Source organism: Mesorhizobium sp. LjRoot246 (assembly GCF_964254115.1).
Lineage (GTDB): Bacteria > Pseudomonadota > Alphaproteobacteria > Rhizobiales > Rhizobiaceae > Mesorhizobium.
Genome location: NZ_CAXUSN020000001.1, coordinates 2,970,445 through 2,988,372, shown reverse-complemented (window position 1 = coordinate 2,988,372; position 17,928 = coordinate 2,970,445). Strand labels below are relative to the sequence as shown.

At 64.2% G+C, this 17,928-nt stretch carries 18 protein-coding genes; 11 read left to right on the top strand and 7 right to left on the bottom strand.

What is annotated here, in order from left to right; translation table 11 throughout:
- Positions 1–224: 224 nt before the first annotated feature.
- Positions 225–530 carry a hypothetical protein gene (locus tag ACSQ3L_RS14385; protein ID WP_023761099.1) on the top strand — a complete coding sequence of 102 codons (306 nt, stop codon included), beginning with the start codon at positions 225–227 and terminating at the stop codon, positions 528–530.
- 45 nt (positions 531–575) lie between these two features.
- Here the strand turns inward: ACSQ3L_RS14385 and ACSQ3L_RS14380 are convergent, their stop codons facing one another.
- Positions 576–1,328 carry a GntR family transcriptional regulator gene (locus ACSQ3L_RS14380; RefSeq protein ID WP_436160553.1) on the bottom strand — a complete coding sequence of 251 codons (753 nt, stop codon included), beginning with the start codon at positions 1,326–1,328 and terminating at the stop codon, positions 576–578.
- A 101-nt stretch (positions 1,329–1,429) separates the two neighbouring features.
- On the opposite strand from ACSQ3L_RS14380, the gene ACSQ3L_RS14375 reads away from it, so the two are divergent.
- Positions 1,430–1,975: an autotransporter gene (locus ACSQ3L_RS14375; RefSeq protein WP_436160552.1), complete on the top strand. Its 546-nt coding sequence runs from the start codon at positions 1,430–1,432 to the stop codon at positions 1,973–1,975.
- A 177-nt stretch (positions 1,976–2,152) separates the two neighbouring features.
- Here the strand turns inward: ACSQ3L_RS14375 and ACSQ3L_RS14370 are convergent, their stop codons facing one another.
- The 3 genes from ACSQ3L_RS14370 to ACSQ3L_RS14360 form a co-directional block, all read right to left on the bottom strand.
- Positions 2,153–3,001: an aldo/keto reductase gene (locus ACSQ3L_RS14370; RefSeq protein ID WP_436160551.1), complete on the bottom strand. Its 849-nt coding sequence runs from the start codon at positions 2,999–3,001 to the stop codon at positions 2,153–2,155.
- Positions 3,002–3,494: 493 nt separating this feature from the next.
- Positions 3,495–4,127 carry a Vgb family protein gene (locus ACSQ3L_RS14365; protein WP_436160550.1) on the bottom strand — a complete coding sequence of 211 codons (633 nt, stop codon included), beginning with the start codon at positions 4,125–4,127 and terminating at the stop codon, positions 3,495–3,497.
- Between the two features lie 33 nt (positions 4,128–4,160).
- Positions 4,161–5,381 carry a helix-turn-helix domain-containing protein gene (locus ACSQ3L_RS14360; RefSeq protein ID WP_436160549.1) on the bottom strand — a complete coding sequence of 407 codons (1,221 nt, stop codon included), beginning with the start codon at positions 5,379–5,381 and terminating at the stop codon, positions 4,161–4,163.
- 368 nt (positions 5,382–5,749) lie between these two features.
- Here ACSQ3L_RS14360 and ACSQ3L_RS14355 point away from each other — a divergent pair, with 368 nt between their 5' ends.
- From ACSQ3L_RS14355 to ACSQ3L_RS14340, 4 genes are all read left to right on the top strand, one after another.
- Positions 5,750–6,502, top strand: coding sequence for a DUF899 domain-containing protein (locus ACSQ3L_RS14355; RefSeq protein ID WP_436160548.1), 753 nt, complete (start codon positions 5,750–5,752; stop codon positions 6,500–6,502).
- An 84-nt stretch (positions 6,503–6,586) separates the two neighbouring features.
- Complete coding sequence (locus tag ACSQ3L_RS14350) at positions 6,587–6,856, top strand: hypothetical protein (RefSeq protein WP_436160547.1); 270 nt, start codon at positions 6,587–6,589, stop codon at positions 6,854–6,856.
- A 50-nt stretch (positions 6,857–6,906) separates the two neighbouring features.
- Positions 6,907–7,911, top strand: coding sequence for a zinc-dependent alcohol dehydrogenase family protein (locus ACSQ3L_RS14345; RefSeq protein ID WP_436160546.1), 1,005 nt, complete (start codon positions 6,907–6,909; stop codon positions 7,909–7,911).
- A gap of 160 nt (positions 7,912–8,071) precedes the next feature.
- A complete protein-coding gene (locus ACSQ3L_RS14340) occupies positions 8,072–8,455 on the top strand; it encodes a VOC family protein (protein ID WP_436160545.1) in 384 nt (127 codons plus the stop codon).
- A 42-nt stretch (positions 8,456–8,497) separates the two neighbouring features.
- On the opposite strand, the gene ACSQ3L_RS14335 is transcribed toward ACSQ3L_RS14340, so the two are convergent.
- Positions 8,498–9,496: a bestrophin family protein gene (locus ACSQ3L_RS14335; RefSeq protein WP_436160544.1), complete on the bottom strand. Its 999-nt coding sequence runs from the start codon at positions 9,494–9,496 to the stop codon at positions 8,498–8,500.
- Between the two features lie 57 nt (positions 9,497–9,553).
- Positions 9,554–10,165, bottom strand: a complete 612-nt coding sequence (locus ACSQ3L_RS14330) for a TetR/AcrR family transcriptional regulator (protein WP_436160543.1) — start codon at positions 10,163–10,165, stop codon at positions 9,554–9,556.
- Positions 10,166–10,642: 477 nt separating this feature from the next.
- Between ACSQ3L_RS14330 and ACSQ3L_RS14325 the strand changes: the two genes are divergently transcribed.
- The 4 genes from ACSQ3L_RS14325 (at position 10,643) to ACSQ3L_RS14310 (ending at position 15,747) form a co-directional block, all read left to right on the top strand.
- Positions 10,643–11,122, top strand: coding sequence for a (2Fe-2S)-binding protein (locus ACSQ3L_RS14325; RefSeq protein ID WP_436160542.1), 480 nt, complete (start codon positions 10,643–10,645; stop codon positions 11,120–11,122).
- On the top strand, positions 11,119–12,102 hold the full coding sequence (locus tag ACSQ3L_RS14320) for an FAD binding domain-containing protein (protein ID WP_436160541.1): 984 nt from the start codon (positions 11,119–11,121) through the stop codon (positions 12,100–12,102). The genes ACSQ3L_RS14325 and ACSQ3L_RS14320 overlap by 4 nt, the downstream gene beginning before the upstream one ends.
- Complete coding sequence (locus ACSQ3L_RS14315) at positions 12,099–14,414, top strand: xanthine dehydrogenase family protein molybdopterin-binding subunit (protein WP_436160540.1); 2,316 nt, start codon at positions 12,099–12,101, stop codon at positions 14,412–14,414. The genes ACSQ3L_RS14320 and ACSQ3L_RS14315 overlap by 4 nt, the downstream gene beginning before the upstream one ends.
- 235 nt (positions 14,415–14,649) lie before the next feature.
- Positions 14,650–15,747, top strand: a complete 1,098-nt coding sequence (locus tag ACSQ3L_RS14310; protein ID WP_436158456.1) for an ISAs1 family transposase — start codon at positions 14,650–14,652, stop codon at positions 15,745–15,747.
- 57 nt (positions 15,748–15,804) lie between these two features.
- Here ACSQ3L_RS14310 and ACSQ3L_RS14305 read toward each other — a convergent pair whose 3' ends face one another.
- On the bottom strand, positions 15,805–16,815 hold the full coding sequence (locus ACSQ3L_RS14305; protein ID WP_436160539.1) for a zinc-dependent alcohol dehydrogenase family protein: 1,011 nt from the start codon (positions 16,813–16,815) through the stop codon (positions 15,805–15,807).
- Between the two features lie 97 nt (positions 16,816–16,912).
- On the opposite strand from ACSQ3L_RS14305, the gene ACSQ3L_RS14300 reads away from it, so the two are divergent.
- Entirely contained in the window at positions 16,913–17,845 is a 933-nt protein-coding gene (locus ACSQ3L_RS14300; protein WP_436160538.1) for a LysR family transcriptional regulator, read from the top strand.
- Positions 17,846–17,928: the final 83 nt, after the last annotated feature.

Genomic DNA, 17,928 nt, shown 5'->3' with positions numbered 1-17,928 from the left:
AGCCTGACCTTGCATCACATCCCCAATGTGGTGCGTCCCAACCCCGCCCCTGGCGACCGACGTTTCAAGTTCCCTCTCCGAGTATATGTCGGTCGCCAACTTCGCCTGATCCCGCCAAGTTCTGACATCCAACAGAGCTGCTCGGCGGTGCAAACTTTGGGTTGACCCCTTCGGACCGCGAGGCGACACTCCACCCAACGCTACAGGTGCGAGGAGGAATTGCGATGGACGAGCCCGAACGGTGGCGCCACATGTCGACGGCGCCGAGGGATGGCAGCCGCATCCTGGTCACGGTGCGCCCGTCCGAACAGGGACCGGCGGAAGTCGACCTCGCCTATTGGTCGCGCGCCGACCAGTTCGCCTCGGAAGGCTGGCGTGCATCGGACTCTTCGCCGGGACGCGTCATCGAATACGCCGAACCGGAACTGAAATGCTGGATGCCGCTGCCGACCGCCAACCTCAGCCGCGCCTCCATGCCGGCACCATGGGAAGGCGAAGACGCCCAGCAGCTCGACGGCTCGGGGATTTAGGGGCGCGCCGAGGCCCGGAGATTGGCAGCTTTGCGGTCTCTGCCTTCAAGCGAAGTCTTGCAAATTGGCTTCCTGAAGCTTGGCGCCCGTAAGCAGGGCTTCGAGCACCTGCTTCTTGAGCGTGAGGCACTGCGAGCGGGCGAGTTTGACGATGCCGGAAACTTCGCTCATCTCGCAGGCCTGAATGAGGTCCTTTTGCTGGCCGATGATCAGCTGCGTGAAATCGCGCGATCTGAAGCCGAGGTGGAGAACCCTCTCCGACTGGTCGAGTATCTGACCCAGCAGCTGCGCCAGGCGGGGATTTCCGGACAGCTCCGCCAAAGCAAGACGAAAGGCCCGATCAGCCGCCAGGAATGCAACATGGCTGTGCAGCGTCTCAGGCTTCAGCACTTTCTTCGCCGCCTGCCTGACATCTTCGAGCCCCCGTTCTGTGAGGCCCAACGCGGCAACCCGGAACACTTCCGGCTCGATCAGAGTGCGGACATCGAAGATCTCGGCGACATCGCGCAGCGTCAGGGGCGTGATGACATAGCCACGGCGCGGCTCGCTCCTGACCAGCCCTTCCTGCATCAGCCGGGTCAGCGCCGCGCGGATGGTCGCTTTCCGTATCTGGTAGCGGTCGCCGATCTGTTTTTCCGTCAGCGTTTCACCCGGGCGCAGCACGCAGGCGACAATGTCGCTCTTCATCTGCTCATAGGCCTGCTCGCTGCGCAGCAGGTCGGCGGTCGACGGCGCCGCGGCCGTGCCGGCGGACGGGACCGGTTTCGGCGATGGGGCTATGAAATCGCGAGGGCTCATGCTTGTCCCGTTCTGGCGATCCGGTTGACGGCGCCATCGACATTGATTAGCCTGAGCATCTCAGATTAATCAATTGATCATCTCAAAAGGGAGAACTGGCAATGGCTATCCCCGTTGGCTCACCTCTCTACGCGGTTGTCGATGATATCGTCAACGCCGCCGGAAGCCCCGATCCCCTCGCTCGGACAAGGGCTGTTCTGGGCGAACATACCAACCGTCTTCACACATTGGGGGTGCTCGCCCATGAGGAAGAAGATGACGAGGTGCTGCTCCATGCAAGCCGGAATTTGACGATCTACCACATAACGCTGTCGCCGGGCCTGCAGTACCCGCCCCACAACCACCTGATGGATGCGCTGATCGGCATCTACAAGGGCGGCGAGACAAATTTCATCTACCCCGACGCGGCCAGCAAGCTCGACGCTCCGCAACGGCGGGACTCCACCGCACCCACCGTGCTGCACCTGTCCCCGCACACCGTGCATTCGGTCGCCAACACCGGCAATGCGCGGTCGGGCGCGCTTCACGTCTATCTGGGCAATCTGCCAGCGACCCACCGTCAGCTCTGGGATCTGCAAAGCAATCAAGCCGAGCCCTTCGACAACGATCGCTATCTGGCCGGCGCCCAGCCTATCGAGCAGTCCTGAGGGGCGGGCGGGCCTTGCCTTCTCCCCCTTGTGGGAGAAGGTGGATCGGCGCGCAGCGCCGAGACGGATGAGGGGTGTTCCAGCGAAGTGAAACGTTGGCGTTCCCTGGAACACCCTCATCCGTCGCCTTCGGCGACACCTTCTCCCACAACAAGGGGAGAAGGGGGAACGTGCCTCTCAGAACAGAAACGCGGCCGTAGCCGGGTTCGGTCCGTTGCGGCCATCGGCCGAATCCATACCCCGGATCGCCTGCAGATCCTGCGCATCGAGTTCAAAATCGAAGACATCGAAATTGGCGGCGATGCGGTCCTGGCGGATCGATTTTGGAATGACGATCAGCCCTTCCCCGAGATGCCAGCGGATGATTATCTGGGCCACTGACTTGCCGTGCTTCCTGGCAATGCTTGCCAAGATCGGATCGCTCAGCAGCCGGCCGCTGCCCAGCGGGCTCCAGCTTTCAATGCGGATGTCATGCTTGGCGTGAAAATCCCTGAGGCCGCGCTGCTGGAGCTGGGGATGCAGCTCGATCTGGTTGACGACGGGCGTCACGCCGGTTTCGGCGATGATCCGCTCCAGATGGTCCTGGTTGAAATTCGAAACGCCGATGGACTTGATGCGGCCGGCTTGACTGAGTTCGACCAGCGTCTTCCAGGCCTCGACATATTTGTCCTGGCTGGGCACCGGCCAGTGGATCAGAAACAGGTCGATCTGTTCGACGCCGAGCTTGCCCATCGTCTCGTCGAAGGCGCGCAAAGCCGCGTCGCGCTGGTGCGCACCGTTGCGCAGTTTTGAGGTGATGAACAGCTCGCCGCGCGGCACGCCGGCGCCGCTGATCGCCTCTCCGACCCCCTCCTCGTTCTGGTAGCCTTCGGCGGTGTCGATCAGGCGATAGCCGGCCTCGATCCCCCAGCCCACCACCTCGGCGGTGATATCCTGGTCGACCTGCCACACGCCGAGGCCGAGCTGGGGAATGGCGGAGCCGTCGTTCAACACAATCTTTTCAGGCATGGTGAGCTGTTCAGACATGGTGGGGATTCCTTGCAAAGATGGTCCAGGCGGTTCGCCCGGTGCATGCCCTATCTAGGTCCGACAGGGGCGACGGCCAGTCGGCAGCGGACAAATTTGCCGCGTGCGATCTGCGGTTCGGATCTTTGGGCTTAGAGCAATTCCAGGAAAAGTGTGAGACGGTTTTCCCGGGAAAAGCGCGTAGCGCTTTCCCTTGGGAATTGCGTCAAAACAAAGAGTTAGAGCGGGTCGTCGGGCTAACGGGTTTCTTCGGAGCCTTCGCCGGCGCGTTGGCTGATGGAGTATTAGACGAAAATACCCGCCTGTGCGGCGGGTCACTGGCGCAAATCAGCACCATGGACGAATATGTACCTTAGCTGAGGTCACGGAGTCAAGAAAAAATTCCTATCGTGAAAAGCTACCGGCGCAAAAGCTACCGGCACAAAAGCTGCCGACACCGCCGAACTGGCTGCCGCCAGGTCCTTTGTTGACCTGAGTTCGGAGCCCTGCCGCTCTAACGCGGCCGGCGTACCGCCCGAACCACCCCGGTGGATGTGCTGCCGCAATAGAGGCGGTCGCCGCCATCGGATTCCAATCCCGACACGCCGATACCGGCCGGCATGTCGAGCTTCTCCAAAACCTTGCCTGACTTCGGATCGACGCGGCGCAGATCGCTCTGGTCGCCTTCCCAGGTGGCGTGCCACAACTCGCCGTCGACCCATGTCACCCCGGTAACGAAACGGTTGGATTCGATGGTGCGCAGGATTGCTCCTGTCTCCGGGTCGACCTGGTGGATCTTGCGCTCGCGGTATTGCCCCACCCAGAGCGTCCCTTCGGCCCAGGTCAGTCCGGAATCGCCGCCACCGCCGGGCGCCGGAATGGTCGCCAGCACCTGGCCGGTACCAGGGTCGATCTTTTGGATGCGGTCGTTGGCAAGCTGGAAGAAATGCTGGCCGTCATAGGCCGTGCCGGCATGCGCGGCGACATCGATCGAGCGCAGCGCCTGCCCGCTTTCCGGATCGAAGGCGTTCAGCTTCTCACCCGAGGCAAACCAGACGTTGTTGCCGTCAAAGCTCACCCCATGCACCCTCTCCACGTCCGGAAAAGGTCCGTATTCGCGCAGGATTTCGGCCGCTGAATGTTTCATATCTTGATCCTCAATCATGTGGTCCCGCCTTTCCTAGCTGTTCGGCAGCGATGACGGGAGTAACAAGGTCGTCGTGAATCCGGCCACCGGCGGCGTCATCCAGCGGCGCGCCCGGCCATGTCCGAAAAACTGCACCTTGCCGGCCACGCCAAGCTGCTCAAGCGCCCGCTGCACGCTGCGCTGGCCGGTGCCGAGCGCCAGCGCCAGCGCCGAACTCGCCCAGGATTCACCATCGGCGAGGAAGGCCAGCACCGCCGCGTGCCGCTCCTCGATCGGCCGCGCCAGCACCACCACTTCGCCGGCCTGGCGCGGTACCAGCGCGAAACCTTGGCTGGTCGCGCCGATGTCGGCCAACCCCCGCAGTTCGGCGCGCAGCCGGCCGATCTCGACCCGCAGCCGCGCCCGATGCGATTCATCGGCGTGCCTGCCGCCGAAGGCTTCAGCGATAAGCTTCGCCCTCGATACATCGCCCGGCCATGCTTCGGCGAGCGTTCGTGCCAGCGCAAACAGCACCGGGCGTGTTGCCAGTGAGATCATGGTTTCCTGCTTGCGCGCGGCATAACGGAAGCTGTCGATCACCAGCGCCGGCGACGCCAGCAATGCCTCGACCTCCTCGAGCAGCAAGGGGCGCTGCTCACCACCCGCGATCAGCCGCGCCGCCGGCGTGTCCAGCGCCAGGAATGCGCTGTCGACCTCTGCGATCAGGCCCGCAATGCCGGCCCGGCGGGCGGCGTGGCGTGCCCACTCCAACGCCCTGCGCGCTGGCCTCGTCTTGAGACGTCGCATCGCGATGCCGGCGACGGCGAGCTCGTGCGCGGCGCGCGAGGCCGGCGGAAGCGGCATCGGATCGAGCCCGGCCAGCACGTCTTCAGCCTCGTCGAGGCGGCCGATCAAAAGCAGGCGCCGCACCTTGAGGTGGCCGGCATGCGCGGCGTTCAGCCGGTCGCCATGCTTTTCCAGCGTCGTCCGTGCCGCGTCCAGAGCCTTGGCGGGCCAGCCCAGATCCCGCGAAACCAGCGCGATCTCCGCCTCGGCGACGACGCATCTGGCGCGCGCCACCGCCTCTTTCGGGCCGAAGCCACGCGCCGCGCGCCGCAGCAGCGCCTTGGCGCGATCGAGGTCGCCGAGTTGCGCCATGGCGATGCCGCGCAGCGCCAGTGCCGGCGGGTCTTCACGCAAGGCGACGCGATCCAGTGCGCCGAGCGGATCGCCCCCGGCCAGCGCCAGTGCAGCCGCCGTGATCAGCGAGTCCATTCAAATCCCGTCACACTTGTAACTCCCACCCCAGCGCTGCCCGCCCTAACTTAAGTCATGGCGGTCAACCAGCAAGCCGGTATCGACACTGGCAGCCACCGTTGACGCCAATATTCGCATTCGCCAGCCTGAGCATCTCAGATATCAATATTAAGCATCTCATAAGGAATCACCGACATGCCTGACTCCGACGACATGCCTCTCTTCGCGATGAACGACACGGCCGAGCGCAGTGACCGGATGCGCCATCCCTGCTGCGGCGGACCGGGTCCTGCAAATCCCGTCACAGTTGTAACTCCCACCCCCGCGCTTCACCGCCCTATTCTACCTCAGGGCAATCAACAACAGACAGGAAAAGGAGACGAACAATGACCAAGCAAATCGCAATGAAGACGCCACCGATCGTTTCAAGGCAGGACTGGGAAGCCGCCCGCGAACAAATGCTGGTGAAGGAGAAGGCAACGCTGCGTGCCAAGGACGCCTTGGCTGCCGAGCGCCGGCGTATGCCCTGGATGGAAGTCGACAAGGCCTATATGTTCGAAGGGCCGAATGGCAAGGCAAGCCTGCTCGATCTGTTCGAAGGCCGCCGCCAGCTGATCGTCTACCGCGCCTTCTTCGAGCCAGGCGTGTTCGGCTGGCCCGAGCATGCGTGCCGCGGCTGCTCGCTCGGCGCCGATCAGGTCGGCCACCTCGCCCACCTCAACGCCCGCAACACCACGCTTGCCTACGCTTCGCGTGCCCCGCAGCCCGATATTGTCCGGCTGAAGCAGCGGATGGGCTGGGAGATGCCGTGGTACACCATCACGGACAGCTTCGACAAAGACTTCGGCGTCGACGAATGGCACGGCCACAACGTCTTCATCCGCGATGGCGACAAGATCTTCCGCACCTATTTCATCAACAGCCGCGGCGACGAGGCGATGGGCACCGTCTGGAGCTATCTCGACGCGACGCCGCTCGGCCGCCAGGAGATCTGGGAGGACTCGCCCGAAGGCTATCCGCAGACCCCGCTCTACTCCTGGTGGAACTGGCACGACAATTACGACGCCGGGGCCGACAAGACATGGGAACAAGTGTCTGCTGCCGGCGAGGCTGCGTTCAGGGATAAGGGCGAGCAGTAACGGTTGTCCAGCTTGGGGTTCCTCTCCCCACTCTGTGGAGAGAGGAACCAGTCCTGGCTGGCATAATCATCAAGGATTAAGACCATGAGCGATACCCACACAGGTGCCAGCAGCACGATCCCTGAAGACGCCACCCTCGGCATCGCCGACTGGCTGTGCCTGGCCGCAGCCCCGACCTTTGCCGTGATGGCACTGCTCTCCTGCCTTCAGGCTGGTGATGCGGCCATGCTGTGCATGGGTCCCTCGCCGCTCACTGGCCCGTCTTTGACCGGAATGCCGGCGATGTATCTCCTGATGAGCGCCTTCCATCTGGCGCCCTGGCTGCGGGTGATCTCCGGCCGGCAGGTCCGATAGGTCCAGCGCGCCGCCCCAATTTTAGACACCTCAGACATCGGAGACAGACAATGAGACTGGTCAGGCTGAGAGCGCCGGGCGGCTTGGGCAATCTCGACCTGGTCGAGGAAGATCCGCCCCGGCCAGGACCGGGCGATGTGCTGGTCAGGGTCCGCGCCTGCGCGTTGAACATGCGCGACGACTTCGCAGTGCAAGGCAAGATGCCGCTCGCCGACGGCCGCGTTCCACTGTCCGATGGGGCCGGCGAGGTAATTGCCGTCGGTGACAGTGTCGATGCATTCAAGCCCGGAGACAGCGTCGTCAGCGTTTTCTATCCCTGGTGGCTGGACGGTGACATGACGCCTTCCACCCGGCGCGACATTCCGGGGGACAATTTCGACGGCTTCGCCAGCGAGTATGTCTGCATGCCGGCGCACGCTTTCACCAGGGCACCGGCAGGCTATACGCATGTCGAGGCGGCGTCGCTCACCTGCACGGGCGTCACCGCCTGGCGAGGCCTGGTTGTGTGCGGCAGGGTCAAGCCGGGCGACACCGTGCTGGTCCTCGGCACCGGCAGTGTGTCGCTGTTCGCACTGCAGTTCGCCAAAGCCGCCGGCGCCCGGGTCATCGCCACCTCATCCGACGAGCGCAAGCTGGAGAGGCTTAAGCGCCTCGGCGCAGACGCCGTCATCAACTACAAGTCCGTGCCGGACTGGGGCCAAAGGGCCAGGGATTTGACGGACGGACGCGGCGTCGATCATGTCATCGAGGTCGGCGGACCCGCCACGCTGGCGCAGTCGATAACGGCCTGCAGGACGGGCGGTCACATCGCCCTGATCGGCGTGCTGACCGGCTTTGCGGCCGAGGTCTCGATCCCGGCCCTGTTTTCGAACCAGATCCGCATCAGCGGCATTTCTATTGGCAGCCGGGCCGACCAGGAGGACATGATCCGCGCGATGGAGATCAACCGCCTGAAGCCCGTTGTCGATCGCCATTTCCCGCTGCAGGACATCGCCACCGCCTTCGCGCACTACGAATCCCAGAAGCATTTTGGCAAGATATGCCTCGAAGTTTGAGCACTCCCTGGCGCCGTGCGTGTCGCCAGCGCGGCTGACACCTGGCGGAATCGTCGAGCCGCTCTAACTATGGCTGCTCAACCTATGCTTGACTGACAAGCGCAACACCCACGGAAAACGCCGAGCGTGGCCCGGCGGCTCCAACGTCGGGGAGGCAGGAATGTCGGAAACCACGGTCAATGTGCGCTACATGGTCGACGATGTCGAAGCGGCCGTTGAATGGTATGGCAAACATCTCGGCTTTTCACTTCTCTCCAAGCATGCGCCCGCCTTCGCCGACGTCAAGCGCGGATCGTTGCGGCTCTTGCTCAGCGGGCCGACCAGCTCGGCGGGGCGACCGATGCCCGACGGCGAACAACCGCGGCCTGGGGGCTGGAATCGTATTCACCTTATCGTCGACGACATATCGGCCGAGTTGTCTCGCCTGCGCGCCGCCGGAGTGTCGTTCCGCAACGATATCGTGACGGGTCCCGGCGGATCGCAAATCCTGTTGGTGGACCCTTCCGGAAATCTCGTCGAGCTGTTCCAGCCAGCTGGCAGTTGAGATTCCGGTCCGATCGGGCCTGCACCTTCCTTGCGATCGTGCCTAGGTCGCGATGTCGTTGACCGGCAGCAATGGCTTGGGCAGGTCGGTCTCGCCAAGCCCGCTGCGCAGTTCGATCTCGATGTCGCGGCAGATTTGTGAGATCGGAACGTCGTTGGCATTGCCTTCGAACGGGTTGGCGCTGCTTTCACCAACCTGGTCGAGGGACATGTAGGCCCAACCCAGGAGCGTGCTGAACGGGATCGTCAGCCAGATCGCGATCGAGCCGAGCGCGCCACCCAGTTTGCCCATGTCGGCAAAGACGGGAACCACGCCGAACGGCAACAGCGTGCAGAAGATCATCACGAACATCGAACTGACGATGGCGTATTGCCGGGGATAGGGATTGTTCTTGATGCGATCGCAGCGCGCCTGCTGGTCATGGAAGTCGCGGATCAGCTTGGTCAGTTCAACATAAATCTGCGGAGCGATTTTTGCGTCCTTGAACAAGGCATTGACCTGGACCGATTGCATTTCGAGCAGGGTTTTCGCCGGCTGAAGCGATTTCAGCACGTCCTCGGCCTGTTCGCCCAGCAGCGGACGCAGCTCGACGGCGACCGAACTCGCATCCTCATGGATGCGGTAGCGCCGCCGGTATTCGACATTGGCGGCCTTCGCCATGGATTCCCACGGCATCGGCCGCCGCAGCGCGAACCGCAGCGCGGTCATCCAGGCGATGTGACGGTAGATGAGTTGCTTCGCCGTCGGCGCATCGATGAAGTCCCTGCAGAAATTGGACCACAACCGGCTGCTCGCCGTAATTTGCGTAAAAGCCTGCAGCGCGTCGCTGCTGCGGGTGAACACCTGCGAATTCTTGAATCCGGCAACCAGTGACACCGTGGTGCCGAGCACCAGCACCACCGACCATGGCACCGAAAACCCGGCGATGCCCGGAAGACGATAGGCCGCCACAGCCAGTCCGCTCACCACCACCATGTAGATGACGCTGCGCCGCGACCAGAGCGCGAAATCGATCACCTTGTAGGAACGGCCTACATACATCGGATGCCCCTCAAATCATGGACCGGTCTGGTTTACATGACCGCGATCCGGTCGCTCTCACCGTGTCTTTACAGCTCCGAATCGCAACCCGTCCATCAACAGCTTGACCAGCCGGCCCGAACGGTCGCGCCATTCCGGGGTATCGGGTGCGGAGTAGATCCCCGACAGTGCGTGCAGCACGTCCGAAGCATCGACGTCGCCGCGGATGGTGCCGTCGGCCACCGCCGCCTCGACCAATTGCCGCAAGGCTTGCGACACCCGGCCCGACGTGTCGGAAAACAGCGTCGAATTGGTGGTGAGCAGGATGCGCAGGCTGGTCGCCAGGCCGCGCTTGGTGGCGATGTAATCGACGAAGCGCTGCATCCACTGTTCCAGCGCGACATCGGACGAGTGTTTTTGGGCAAGCTCGCCGGCGGCCGCGCACAGCGCCTCCGCCTCGCGCCGGTAGACGACCTCGACCAGATGCTCGCGCGTGGGAAAATGCCGGTAGAGCGTGCCGATGCCGACCCCGGCCTGGCGGGCGATCTCCTCCAGCGAGGCATCGATGCCGCGCTCTGCAAAGACCGATGCCGCCACCTCGACCAGCCGGTCGCGGTTGCGCTGCGCATCCACGCGAAGCGGCTTTGCCCCTGCGGACTGTTCAGCGATAGCGGACGGCTCTGCGGCCAATTTTTTCTCCACTGACGAAATGTGGGGCTTGAACCCGGCCGGGTCAGCCCCCACGTAATAAACGGAGGCGCCTCCGCTTTAGTGGAGCACCTTTATCATATAATCAAGGGAACCGGTATGTCACGTGCTGAGAGCTTGCAAGCCGTATCCTCCCCCGCTCGCCGGACGGCGAAACTGCCGATCTCCCCCCTCGTGGGGGAGATGGCCGGCAGGCCAGAGGGGGGCGCTGTCCTGCCGACCTATCGGATAGCAGCAATCGCTTCCTCGAAGCGATCTCCATTCAGGGAGGGCAAAGGTCGCAAAGCTAGCGATCCTTCGCGTCCCCCTCTGCCCTGCCGGGCATCTCCCCCACGAGGGGGGAGATTGGCTGTCACCCCTGCCTTCGCCCTTCAAACCTGACTGTCGCCAACCCTTGCCCTCGCCTCTCCCAACCCCAATTCAATCCCATCCGCGTCAAGCAACTGGAGCCAGACGCCCATGACCAAGACAACAATCCCCGTCCATCTCGACATCAACCGCCAACATCACACGCTTGAACTCGAGCCGCGCGTCACGCTGCTCGATGCCTTGCGCGACCGGCTCGGCCTGACCGGCACCAAGAAGGGCTGCGACCACGGCCAGTGCGGCGCCTGCACCGTGCATGTCGACGGCGAGCGTGTGCTGGCTTGCCTGACGCTGGCAGCCCAGGCCGAAGGCCGCACCGTCACCACCATAGAGGGGCTTGCACGGGAGGGCGAACTGCATCCCGTGCAGGCTGCCTTCCTCGAACAGGACGCTTTCCAGTGCGGCTATTGCACAACAGGCCAGATCATGTCGGCGGTCGCCTGCATCCGCGAAGGCCATGCCGGCTCCGATGAAGAAATCCGAGAATACATGGCCGGCAATCTCTGCCGCTGCGGCGCCTATCCGCACATTGTCGCCGCTGTCCGCCAGGCGGCCCTGGAGGTCCAGTCATGAGGGATTTTTCCTATCTTCGCGCCAATTCACTCGATGCGGCACGCCAGGCAGCCGCCCTGCCCGGCGCCATGCTGCTCGCCGGCGGCACGACGCTGATCGATCTCGCCAAATGCGGCGTCGCCGAGCCAGAATCGCTGGTCGACATCACCCATCTCAAGGGACTGGACGGCATCGAGGTGAGCGAGCGCGGCGCCATCATCGGCGCGCTGGCCAGGATGGGCCATGTCGCCGATCATGCAGGGATCAAGAGCCGCTTCCCCGCCGTCTCGGAAGCTCTGTGGCAGGCGGCTTCCGCACAGATCCGCAACATGGCGACTATCGGCGGCAATCTGATGCAGCGCACGCGCTGCCCCTATTTTCGCGACCCCGCGAATTTCTCCGCTTGCAACAAGCGGGAACCCGGCAGCGGCTGCTCGGCCATCGGCGGTGTCGCCAGAGGCCACGCGGTGCTCGGCACCAGCGACGCCTGCATCGCCATGTATCCGGGCGACCTCGCGGTGGCGCTGGTCGCCTTCGACGCAACAGTCCATCTCGGCGAGCGCCAGGTTTCCGTCGATGACTTTTTCCTACTGCCCGGCACCACGCCGAACAGGGAACACGCGATCGAACCGGGCGAGATGATCACCGCCATCGAAATCCCAGGCAGTGCTGCTGCCCAGCGCTCGACCTATCTGAAGATCCGCGACCGGCAATCCTATGAGTTTGCCGCGGCAAGTGCCGCCGTCGGCATCGAGTTCGAGGCCGATGGGCGCACCATCCGCGACCTGCGCGTGGCGCTTGGCGGCGTCGCGACAAAGCCGTGGCGGGCGCGAGCCGTCGAGGCAGCCTTGATAGGCAAGGTGCTGGAGCCGGACGCTGTCCGCGCCGCCAGCCTGCTCGCCGTCGAAGGCGCCGTCGACCATGGCGCCAATCACTACAAGATCGAACTGGCGCCGCGCGTCGTCGCCCGCGCCATCCTCAACATGGGAGAGACGGCATGACCGTTCACATCGCAAGCACTGTTCACGTCGGAAGACATGGCGACGCCTCCGACGGCGCGCTGGCGCAAACCGTCGGCGGCCGGCTGTCGCGCGTCGACGGCCCGGCCAAGATCACCGGCGCCGCAAAGTATGCCGTCGAGCAGCAGCTCGAAGGCCTCGCCTATGCCGTACTGGTCGAAAGCACGATCGCATCGGGCAAGGTGCGCGCGATCGACACCACTGCTGCGCGGGCAGCACCCGGCGTGCTGCAAGTGCTGACGCCGGACACGATCATCAGCCTGAAAACAGCATCGGACTGGTTCGGAACGCCGCCACCGGACAAGCCGTATTGCCCGCTGGCGCGCGACATCACTTTTTCGGGCCAGCATGTCGCCGCCGTCGTCGCCGAGACCTTTGAGCAGGCGGTTGCCGCCGCGGCACTGGTCAAGGTCAGCTATGACGAGACACCTTCCATCGTCGATCTCAGCGACGGCAAGGCCGGCGACGGCATTCCGATCGACGCCATGACCAAGGAATGGGGCGATGCGCAGGCTGCCTTCGCCTCGGCCCCGGTGCGGATTTGTGCTGCCTACAACACGCCGCGCGAATACCAGGCGCCGATGGAGCCGCATGGCCTGATAGCGCGCTGGGAGGGCGACCAACTCACCGTTTGGGAGCCGAGCCAGTGGCTGGACGGCATGGCGCGCACCTATGCCGAATGGTTCGGCGTGCCGTTCGAAAATGTGCGGCTGGTCTCGCCCTATATTGGCGGCGGTTTCGGTTCCAAGGCACTGGCGCTCAGCCACGGCGCGGTAGCGGCAAGTGCCGCCAAAATGCTCGGCCGGCCGGTGCGGCTGGTGATGACGCGGCCGCAGACCTTCACCGGTTACGGAGGCCGCGCGGCGACGCGTCAGACGGTGACCATCGGCGCCGACAGGCAAGGAAAAATCCAGTCGATTGTGCATCGCGGCGTCAATGAAACGTCCATCGACGGCATGTGGGTCGAGCCGCTCGGATCGGTCACCTCGATCATGTACGCGACGCCAAACTTCTCCTCGAAGCAGAATGTCGTGCGGGTCAATTCGGTGGTGCCGGGCGCCATGCGCGCGCCGGGCGAAAACCCCTCGGCCTTCGGCATCGAAAGCGCCATCGACGAACTCGCTTACGAGGTCGGCATCGATCCGCTGGAGATCCGGCTGAGAAACTATGCCGAGCAGGATCCGCATGCCAAAAAAGCCTGGTCGACCAGGCAGTTGCGCGAGGCTTTTGCCGCAGGCGCGGAACGCTTCGGTTGGTCGAAACGGAGCCCCGAACCGCGCTCGATGCGCGACGGCAACCAGCTGATCGGCTGGGGCGTCGCCGCCGGCACCTATCCGGTGCGGCGCGCCTATGGCGAAGCGATCGTGCGCATCATGGCCGACGGTTCGGTCGAGGTCGAAAGCTCGTCGATCGACATGGGCCAGGGCACCTACACCATCCTGGCGCAGACCGCCGCCGAAACGGTCGGCGTGCCGGCCGAGAATGTCGTGGTGAAGCTCGGCGACTCGCGCTTTCCCCGCGCCGGCGTCGCCGGCGGCTCGCGGCTGGCCGGCGTCATGACCGGTGCCGTCTACAAGGCGGCAACCTCGGCGCTTGACCAATTGGTAGGCCTCGCCATCAGCGATCCGCGCTCGCCTTTCCATGCACTGCAGGCCAACACGCTGGTCGTCGCCAATGGCCGTATCGCCTCGCCGCGCGGCGACGGTCCCGATGTCTCGATCGCCGAACTGCTCAAAAGCGTCGACCGCGACCACATCGAGGCCACCGGCGACACCATGCCCGCCAACTCGACATCAGAGGATCGCTACAAGAACTACACCACCATCGCCATGGCGCTGCCGCACACCGAGGGTGACTACTCCCGCCACTCCTGGTGCGCGCATTTCATCGAAGTGCGCGTCGACGAAGATTTCGGCACGGTGCGGGTGTCACGCGTGGTGTCGGCGCTGGATTCCGGCCGGCTCTACAACCCGAAACTCGCAGAAAGCCAGTGGAAGGGCGGCATCATCATGGGCATCGGCCAGGCGCTGCTGGAAGAAGGCATCGTCGACCGCCGTCACGGCCGCATCGTCAACAACAACCTCGCCGACTATCTCGTGCCGACCAATGCCGACATCCCGGATATCGAGGTGATCTCGGTCGGCATTCCCGACCTGCACTCGTCGGTGCTCGGCGGCAAGGGTGTAGGCGAGCTGGCCATCGTCGGCGTGGCGCCAGCGATTGCCAATGCGGTGTTTCACGCCACGGGAAAGAGGATCAGGGATCTGCCGATCACGCTGGAGAAGCTGATTTAGGCAGAGGCATGGTGCCAGGCGCCCCCCCTCTGCCCTGCCGGGCATCTCCCCCTCAAGGGGGGAGATTGGCAGCTTCGGCGCTCTGCCAGCTCTCCAGCCTTGATCATTGGCGAGGACGATGAGGCGAATAATCTCCCCCCTTGAGGGCAGGGGAATCGCATTTGAGTAAGAGTGCGTCTTGCGGCGAGTTAAAAGATTGATTCTTTAGCGGCCTTCTCCTTGAAGATGAGGCCGTATGTCGTTTCTGTTTTCGATTTTGCGTGAAGTCCGGGACCCGCGTGACGTCAACGCGCGTCATGATCTGGCGGAGCTTCTGTTCTTGGCTCTGGTTGCCACGCTTTGTGGTGCCAAGAGCTGTGTTGATATTGCCGATTTCGTCGAGGGGCGGGAAGACGAGCTGAAAGAAATCGTGACGCTGGAGCATGGCTGTCCAAGCCACGATACGTTCAGCCGGGTGTTTCGACTTCTTGACGCCGAGGAGCTTTCGCGCAGCTTTGCCGCCTTCATGGCAGCGTTGCGACAAACGCTTGGGCCTTCGCCGCGCGGCGTGGTGGCGGTCGACGGCAAATCGCTGCGGCGCGGCTACACCAAGGGTCGGGTCTTTATGCCGCCTTTGATGGTGAGCGTGTGGGACGCCGAGACAAGGTTGTCGATTGCCGCTGCCCGCGCGCCCGAAGGCGACGAGGTCACAACCACACTGGATCTTCTGAAGAGCTTGGATTTGAAGGGCTGCACGGTGACGGCGGATGCGCTGCACTGTCGTCCCGACACGGCCAAGGCGCTGATCGGCAAGAAGGCGCACTATGCGCTGGGGCTGAAGGGCAATCGCCCCAAGCTGTTCGCCGCAGCAGAGCGAAGCTTCGCCGCAGCCGGCGAGATCGCCTTCTTCGAGACCAGCGAAAGCAGCCATGGCCGTACCGAAACGCGAAGAGCCTCGGTGCTGCCGCTCAAGCGGCTGCTCGACGCGCCGGACTTTCCCGGCCTCAAGGCGATCGGCCGCATCGAAGCCACCCGCAGCGTGGCAGGCGGCAAACCCACCACCTCGGTCCGCTATGTCGCACTTTCCAAAGTGCTCATGCCCAAAAGACTGGCCGAGACCGTCAGAGCACATTGGACCATCGAGAACCAGTTGCATTGGAGCCTCGATGTCGTCTTCCACGAGGACGATGCCCGAACCCGCAAGGATAACGGGCCGCAAAACCTGGCCATCATCCGACGTCTCGCTCAAAACATCTTGCAAGCCCATCCGATCGACAAATCCATCGCAGGCAAGATGCGAAGAGCCAGATGGAACAAAGACTTCCTCTTCCAGCTCTTTACTCATATGCGATAGCCCTGCCCTTGAGGGGGAGATGGCCGGCAGGCCAGAGGGGGGCGCCTCGCGCAAGCCTCACCACTCCAACCCGAACACCAATTTCCCGAAGTGCAGGCCGCCGGCGGCCATGTGGGCGTAAGCTTCGGCCGCTTCATCAGGCGAAAACGCCTTGTCGACGACCGGCTCGATCCTGGCAGCACCGATGGCGCGAGCGGCGTCGCGAAGGTCAGACACCGATCCGGTGTTGTTGCCGACCACCTTCAGCGCCTTGATGATGATCGGCAGCAGATTGACAGTGGCCTCGGCGCCAGTGACGAACCCGATGGTGAACAGCGTGCCGCCGGGTGCGGTGGCGTTGACGGCGCGGGCGAAGGTGGCGGCGCCGCCGGTCTCGACGACAAGATCGGCGCCGAGGCCGCCGGTCAGCTCCAGCACCTTGCCGTCCCAGTCTGATGTCGCGCGGTAGTTGACGAGATGATCGGCGCCGAGTGCCTTCGCCCGCTCCAGCTTCTCGTCCGACGACGAGGTGATGATGACGGTGGCGCCGGCGGCTTTCGCAAGCTGCAGGGTGAAGATCGAGACACCGCCGGTGCCGAGCAGCACCACGACCGAGCCCGGACCGACATTGGCGGCGCGGATGGCGTTCCAGGCCGTGGTGCCGGCGATCGGCAGCGTCGACGCCGCCTCGAAGGAGAGATGCACCGGCACTGGCACGACCGAATTGGCGGGCAGCGCGACATATTCGGCCAGCGACCCCGGCAGCGAGATACCGCGCATCTGCCTCATCTCGCAAGGCCGTGGCGGACCGCCGATCCAGTGCGGCTTGGCATGGGCGACGACGCGATCACCGACGGCGTATCCCGTAACGCCCTCGCCCACCGCGACGATCTCGCCGGCGCCGTCGGCGACCGGGATGAGCGGAAAGGTCGGTCCGGGATAATTGCCGCTTGCCACCGCGACATCGACGAAATTGAGGCTCGCCGCACGCTGGCGGATCAGCACCTCGCCGCGCTGCGGTTCGGGGGTGGCGACGGTGACGGCGCGGAAGGCGTCCAGCCTGGCTTGGCTCAGTTCGATGGCTTTCATGGTTTCACTCCGGTTGGGACGATTGATGGTTGAGTGAACCTATCTGCTGCGCTATTCCTAGATAATCCTTGCCATCTGCATTTGAGTACTGCGAATCATGCAGCAATCCCACGAACCAGCGGCCCTTGCGGAAATGGCCGCCTTCGCGGCCATCGCCGAGACGCGCTCCTTCACCAGGGCGGCGGCGCGTGTCGGGCGCGACGCGACCATCCTGTCGCGGCGCCTCCAATCGCTGGAGGAGCGGCTGGGCGTCAGGCTGCTCCATCGCACGACACGCAGCGTGTCGCTGACCGAAGCGGGTGCCGAATTCCTGGTGCGGGTGCGCGCCATCCTCGCCTCCGTGGACGAGGCCGAGGCTGCCGCATCGGCACATGCAGGCGGCGGCCCGCGCGGCCTGCTCAGGCTGGCGCTGCCCGGCACGTTCGGGCGCATGTGGATCGGGCCGCTGCTGCCTCAATTCCTTGCCGAATTTCCCGATGTCCGCATCGAGGCCGAATTCTCCAACCGCTTCACCGATCTGGTCGCCGAGAATTTCGACGTCGCCGTGCGGCTCGGCGCGCTGGAGGATTCGCGCCTGGTGGCGCGCAAGGTGGCGACGCGGCGGCGGCTGCTCTGCGCCGCCCCCTCCTATCTCGCCCGAAGGGGCAGGCCGCGGACACCGCAGGCGCTGCTCGAACATTCCTGTCTGGGTTTCAGCGGCTTCCAGACCTTTCCGGCCTGGGAGATGACCAACCGCGAGGGGCGGAGCGTGCGCGTCGAGGTGTCCGGGCCTTTGGTCACCGACGATGCCGAGGTGCTGGTCGAGGCCGCCGTGCAGGGCGTCGGCCTGATGATGAGCACCGACTGGCTGGTCGGCCGCGAACTCGCCGACGGACGGCTGGTGCCGATCCTGGAAGAATGGACGCTGGCCGACGAAGGCGCGATCTATGTCGTCACGCCTTCAGCCAAGGGACAAGCCGCCAAGACCCGCGCCTTCGCCGACTGGATCGGCAAGCGCTTCGCGCCGGAGCCGCCCTGGCGGCGGCTTTGAGCGAAAGTTAGCGCGAAACACCCCCCTCTGCCCTGCCGGGCATCTCCCCCTCAAGGGGGGAGATTATTCGCTTCAGCGTCCTC

What these genes read in the sequence shown, in the direction of transcription:
- ACSQ3L_RS14385 (WP_023761099.1), top strand. Translation starts at nt 225, where the DNA reads ATGGACGAGCCCGAACGGTGGCGCCACATGTCGACGGCGCCGAGGGAT.
- ACSQ3L_RS14380 (WP_436160553.1), bottom strand. Translation starts at nt 1,328, where the DNA reads ATGAGCCCTCGCGATTTCATAGCCCCATCGCCGAAACCGGTCCCGTCC.
- ACSQ3L_RS14375 (WP_436160552.1), top strand. Translation starts at nt 1,430, where the DNA reads ATGGCTATCCCCGTTGGCTCACCTCTCTACGCGGTTGTCGATGATATC.
- ACSQ3L_RS14370 (WP_436160551.1), bottom strand. Translation starts at nt 3,001, where the DNA reads ATGTCTGAACAGCTCACCATGCCTGAAAAGATTGTGTTGAACGACGGC.
- ACSQ3L_RS14365 (WP_436160550.1), bottom strand. Translation starts at nt 4,127, where the DNA reads ATGAAACATTCAGCGGCCGAAATCCTGCGCGAATACGGACCTTTTCCG.
- ACSQ3L_RS14360 (WP_436160549.1), bottom strand. Translation starts at nt 5,381, where the DNA reads ATGGACTCGCTGATCACGGCGGCTGCACTGGCGCTGGCCGGGGGCGAT.
- ACSQ3L_RS14355 (WP_436160548.1), top strand. Translation starts at nt 5,750, where the DNA reads ATGACCAAGCAAATCGCAATGAAGACGCCACCGATCGTTTCAAGGCAG.
- ACSQ3L_RS14350 (WP_436160547.1), top strand. Translation starts at nt 6,587, where the DNA reads ATGAGCGATACCCACACAGGTGCCAGCAGCACGATCCCTGAAGACGCC.
- ACSQ3L_RS14345 (WP_436160546.1), top strand. Translation starts at nt 6,907, where the DNA reads ATGAGACTGGTCAGGCTGAGAGCGCCGGGCGGCTTGGGCAATCTCGAC.
- ACSQ3L_RS14340 (WP_436160545.1), top strand. Translation starts at nt 8,072, where the DNA reads ATGTCGGAAACCACGGTCAATGTGCGCTACATGGTCGACGATGTCGAA.
- ACSQ3L_RS14335 (WP_436160544.1), bottom strand. Translation starts at nt 9,496, where the DNA reads ATGTATGTAGGCCGTTCCTACAAGGTGATCGATTTCGCGCTCTGGTCG.
- ACSQ3L_RS14325 (WP_436160542.1), top strand. Translation starts at nt 10,643, where the DNA reads ATGACCAAGACAACAATCCCCGTCCATCTCGACATCAACCGCCAACAT.
- ACSQ3L_RS14320 (WP_436160541.1), top strand. Translation starts at nt 11,119, where the DNA reads ATGAGGGATTTTTCCTATCTTCGCGCCAATTCACTCGATGCGGCACGC.
- ACSQ3L_RS14315 (WP_436160540.1), top strand. Translation starts at nt 12,099, where the DNA reads ATGACCGTTCACATCGCAAGCACTGTTCACGTCGGAAGACATGGCGAC.
- ACSQ3L_RS14310 (WP_436158456.1), top strand. Translation starts at nt 14,650, where the DNA reads ATGTCGTTTCTGTTTTCGATTTTGCGTGAAGTCCGGGACCCGCGTGAC.
- ACSQ3L_RS14305 (WP_436160539.1), bottom strand. Translation starts at nt 16,815, where the DNA reads ATGAAAGCCATCGAACTGAGCCAAGCCAGGCTGGACGCCTTCCGCGCC.
- ACSQ3L_RS14300 (WP_436160538.1), top strand. Translation starts at nt 16,913, where the DNA reads ATGCAGCAATCCCACGAACCAGCGGCCCTTGCGGAAATGGCCGCCTTC.